This window comes from Helicobacter rappini (assembly GCF_900198625.1).
Classification (GTDB): domain Bacteria; phylum Campylobacterota; class Campylobacteria; order Campylobacterales; family Helicobacteraceae; genus Helicobacter_A; species Helicobacter_A rappini.
The window spans coordinates 1-4,558 of the sequence record NZ_FZPK01000069.1 but is presented as its reverse complement, the minus strand read 5'-3'; the positions used below and the strand labels follow the sequence as shown (position 1 = coordinate 4,558).

The window sequence follows — 4,558 nt, the reverse complement described above, 5'->3', positions numbered from 1 at the left end:
GAATGTGTTGGGGGAAATGCCAAAAACAAGAGAATATCAAGTTATCACAGATAAAAAGGCTTTTATAGAAAATCTTAATGTTTTAAAGTCGGTGGCAGAGCCTATACCGCCAACACTAGATATACATGCTTTCTTAAAAACTTTAGATAATGTAGAAAATAAAGAAAACTTTATCGAGCATTTATCGACTAGACAAGATTCACAGGCAAGACTAGCATATTTAAATCTTGTTGAACCCACACTAAAAAGGGCGGATATTGAACTCACTTTTTTACCGAATAAAAAAGAATACATTAAATCATTTAAAGATAAGGATAATAACTTATTATATCTACTTGTAACAAAAGATAATGATAAGACTTTAATAACAGGGATTCCAAATCCAGCGGAAAGATATGTAAGGAGTGAAATAAACAAGGCGGACATTATCCATTCTTTCGTTCCGCAGGACAGACAAACAACCGAAGTTGTGAATGGACTATCAACACAGAATCCTACCACAAAACAAGAAATAAGTAAAGAGATAGAGTCTAAAAGCACACAAGACAATACACAATGGCAACAATTTATTCATAATGCCTTACCAAACGAATTAAAACATTATGAAAAACTTAGTGGGGAACAATTAAACAAGATTAAAGAAGCAAACGAATTAGACAAAGATATATTTTTCTCAAGGTGGCATAATCACCCTAAAGTATTAGAAACAATCAAGGTAAAAACAAAGGATAATAAAGAAGTAGAAGTGCTTAAAACCTTGCATAAAGATGGCAATATTAAGTATTATGAGCCTTTAAGTGCTACTGAAGTAGATATTAATAAATTTAAAGACATAGACCTACAAACATATAAGCAAAGCATTATAGAAAATGTAGGGGAAAATCAAACTAAAATCTTTGATATTGTCGCTGGAATGAATGCAAAATATTTTAATACATTCGAAAAAGAACTTTTAAATGATATTTTTTCACATCATAAAAATAAAAAAGGTATGCAAAAGATAAAGGATATAGAATCTAAAAGCACTACACAAGAAATAATCAAACAAGCAAAAGCAAGCGGCAAAAGTGTAGCAGAAACAAAGGAATTACTACAACAACACAAAGATATAGAATCTAAACGCAAAGAAACACAAAAACTAATCACACAAGAAAAGGAAGCAAAAGAAAAGCTGCACAAAGAAATAGGCATATTTGAGAAAGAAAAGCAAAACGCATTAGAAAAACTAGAATCCATTAAAACACAAATAAATGAGCTAGAAAAGAAAGATTTATCAAGCAAACAAGCACAAAAGCAAATGGATAAACTACAAACTAATCTCAGCTTTTTTGCAAATGAGATAGAAAAGACAAGAAATCTAATCAAACAAAGAAAAGATAAACTAGCTACCACACAAGAAGTCTATATACCGCAAAATCATACATTTAGCTATGATGGTAGAGAATTTAACACAAGAGAACATTTCTCTATTCTAAAGCAAAGAAGTCTAAATAACCAAGATGATGACTTTAATGGCTTTGATACTCTTATGCGTGAAGCAATAGAGAATGCACTCAACATTAAACCCATTAAAGAATTTGGCACAAACTATGCAGAACATTATCACAGCGGAGAATCTGCTATTGCAAAACTCATAAGTGAAGCACAAGCACATAAAGAAAGCGGAGCTAAGGGCGAGTATAAAGGACAAGTTGCAGGAGCATTCCATCGTAAAGAATTAGGGGATATTGATTTAGTGTGGGGAGAAGTAACAGATTTTGAAAAACATAAAGGATACGGATTAGCACATATTTTAGATAAAAGAAAAGCCGAGTTTATGCAAAAAGGCTTTAGCGAAGCAGAAGCAGAAGCTAAGGCTATGGAATTTGCTAAAAATGAAATAAGCGATATCGTGCAGAATGGAAAAATCACAAATAAGCCTAATGAAGCTACAAAGATAGAAACACAAGATTATAAATTGATTTTAAAACAAAATTGGAGTGGCGAACCGCTAGAGAATAAGTGGCTAGTAACTGCATATATCAAAAATGAGAAAGGCGAAAGTATATCATCAACGCCTTTTACTAAAGGGGATAATCTCCCTTTAAACTCAAAGGACATTATACCACAACAAACACCAAAAGAAACACAAGATTCCACAGCACAAATCCTAGAAAACTTCAAAAAAGAATTTAATATACATGATAAAGCCTTTAAACCAACAGGGCATATAAGAGATAATACAAAAACAGGGGAATTAGAAGTATTAGATACTCTCAATGAATACAGACCCATATTAAATAAAAACACATATAAGAAAGATGGCTACTATGTGATAAGTAATCAGCATAATGATTTAGAATTACTTGATTTCAATGGATTTAATCTAGGCAAAGTCTATCATAAGAAATATGATGGGCAGCATAGATTATTTAACATACAGGATTTAGAACTCTTAGAAAATGTATCTAAAGACTTTCTACTCTTAAATGGCAATAAAACACTAGAACAAGCCAAAAAACTAGCACAAAGCAAAACTAAGAAAGGTGTATATATTGATTATTTCAATGAAATACAAGACCCTATAAAAAGTATAAATAAAGCTACAACAAAAGATGGAGTAGAAGTCTATATACTCAACACACAGAAATTTAAACAAAAAGAACCTTTGACAAATCTACTAGCTTCTTCAAAACAATTAAGTCAAAGAACTAGTCAAGAAACAAAAGAGATAATACTAAATCATATATTAGAAAATGACAGATTACTCTATCTATTAAAGCAAGGCATAAATACACAACACCTAAGCCCTTTTCAAAAAGAAGTGCTAGAATCTGTGCTAGTTATAGCAAATAATCCTACAAAGTATAAAGCATATAAACTGCAAGAACTACAAAAACAGCTAGATAAACTTAATGAGAGTGAAGCCTATCTTAAAACATTAGGAAACTATGATAAGGCTAGATATGCAAAGGATAGGCAAGAGCTAGAGAGAGAAATTGCTGCACTAAAGGGGGAAACTAGTTTAGAATCTGCCACACAAAAAGCAGATTCTAATGATATTATTTTTACTGATAAAAAAGGTAAAGAACACACGCTTACAAAAGAAGTGCAAGAGCAATGGTGTGAAACTTTTAATCTTAAAAGCTTAGATGAAGCTTACACGCCAAAGCATAGCGATGAGATTAGAGAAGCTCTAGGTGGCAAAGAAATAAAGCTACAATTAGGAAGCCTTAAAAAGCTAGTAGCACAAGGCAGAGAAAAGTATATACCGCAGATTAAAGAAGTGCTAGATTCACCAGAAGCAATATTAAAAGATAGCGATAATGCCTTTTTGTTTATAAAGCATTTAAAAGATGATGATTATTTTGTAAATGTTGGTGTAGATAAAGGGGAATATTTAGTAAGTATTAGTAATGGAATCAAAGAAACAAATAATATAAAAAATAAGTTAGATTTTGGTGCAAAAGTTATATATCAATCCCCAAACGCCAATTCAAACTTGCAAACGCTTTTACAGACCTCGCAATATTCAGCCAACAAGATTGACAACGACATTATACCACAAACCCCACAAGAAATCATAAAACAAGCAAAAGAGCAAGGCAAAAGTGTAGCAGAAACAAAGGAATTACTACAAAAGAATAAAGACAATAAAATCATAAATACCCTAAAGGATATGCAAGATAAGGATATAAATGTAAAGTTAGGGGACAAAGATTTATTAGACCTTTATGCTAGTGCGAGCAGGGATATTGTGCAAAATATGGAAAATGCTAGTTTTGAGCTAGATTTTATACATCAAATAAAGCAATACAATGACAATCTTTTCGCCTTTTTTGAAAAAAATCCACAATTTAAAGAGCTTAGCCTTTTTAAAAATTTTTATAATCATTTGCAAAATATTATAAGAAAAAAGCAAATTGAAAATTTTACTAAGCCTTTAAATAGCAAAACCGAAATTAGCACAAAAAGCGGAAACATTTATTATTTTGATGAAAAGCACAATTTATTAAAAAATCCACAAGAAAAGCCAATAAAAAAAAGATGAAATTGTTTTAAATGAAAAAGGTGATACGCTTTTATTAAGTGATACACATTTAGTTTTGACAAATAAAAATAAAGATTTTAAAGACAGATATATACATTTACTTACAAATAGTGATAAAAGAGAAGTTTTGCAATTTGCAAATTTCTTTCAAAATGGACTTACGCTAGAAAATAAAAAGCTTTTTGATTTATTTAAAAGCATACCAAAAGCGGCGTTTATGAAATATCCTTTAGAAATTTTAATGCAGATTTTTAATGATATTGTTCCAAACAATAAGGCAACAATACCTTTTTATGCCGAATTTGCAAAAAAGCATTATGGCAGTGTAGATAATTTTAATAAAGATTTTTTGCAAAAAATGGATAGGCAGTATAAAGAAAACGGGAATCCTTTTGGAATCCTTTTTAATGATGAAGTAACTATAAAAGAATTTGGCAAAGAGTATTTTAAAGGTAAAAATGCAATACATTTTTTACTTAAAGCACAAGCAGGACACATAGAAAATGCGTTTCATCGTAAAGAATTGGG

2 protein-coding genes are annotated in these 4,558 nt (G+C 30.6%); both read left to right on the top strand.

Annotated elements, in window-relative coordinates; translation table 11 throughout:
• Positions 1 to 16: 16 nt before the first annotated feature.
• Positions 17 to 4,030: a PBECR2 nuclease fold domain-containing protein gene (locus C6H17_RS11310; protein ID WP_104731451.1), complete on the top strand. Its 4,014-nt coding sequence runs from the start codon at positions 17 to 19 to the stop codon at positions 4,028 to 4,030.
• Between the two features lie 127 nt (positions 4,031 to 4,157).
• The coding region (locus tag C6H17_RS11305) for a hypothetical protein (protein WP_158655026.1) at positions 4,158 to 4,558 on the top strand (401 nt) is incomplete at its 3' end.

Coding starts and splice junctions, on each gene's coding strand:
- C6H17_RS11310 (WP_104731451.1), top strand. CDS start 17: ATGCCAAAAACAAGAGAATATCAAGTTATCACAGATAAAAAGGCTTTT.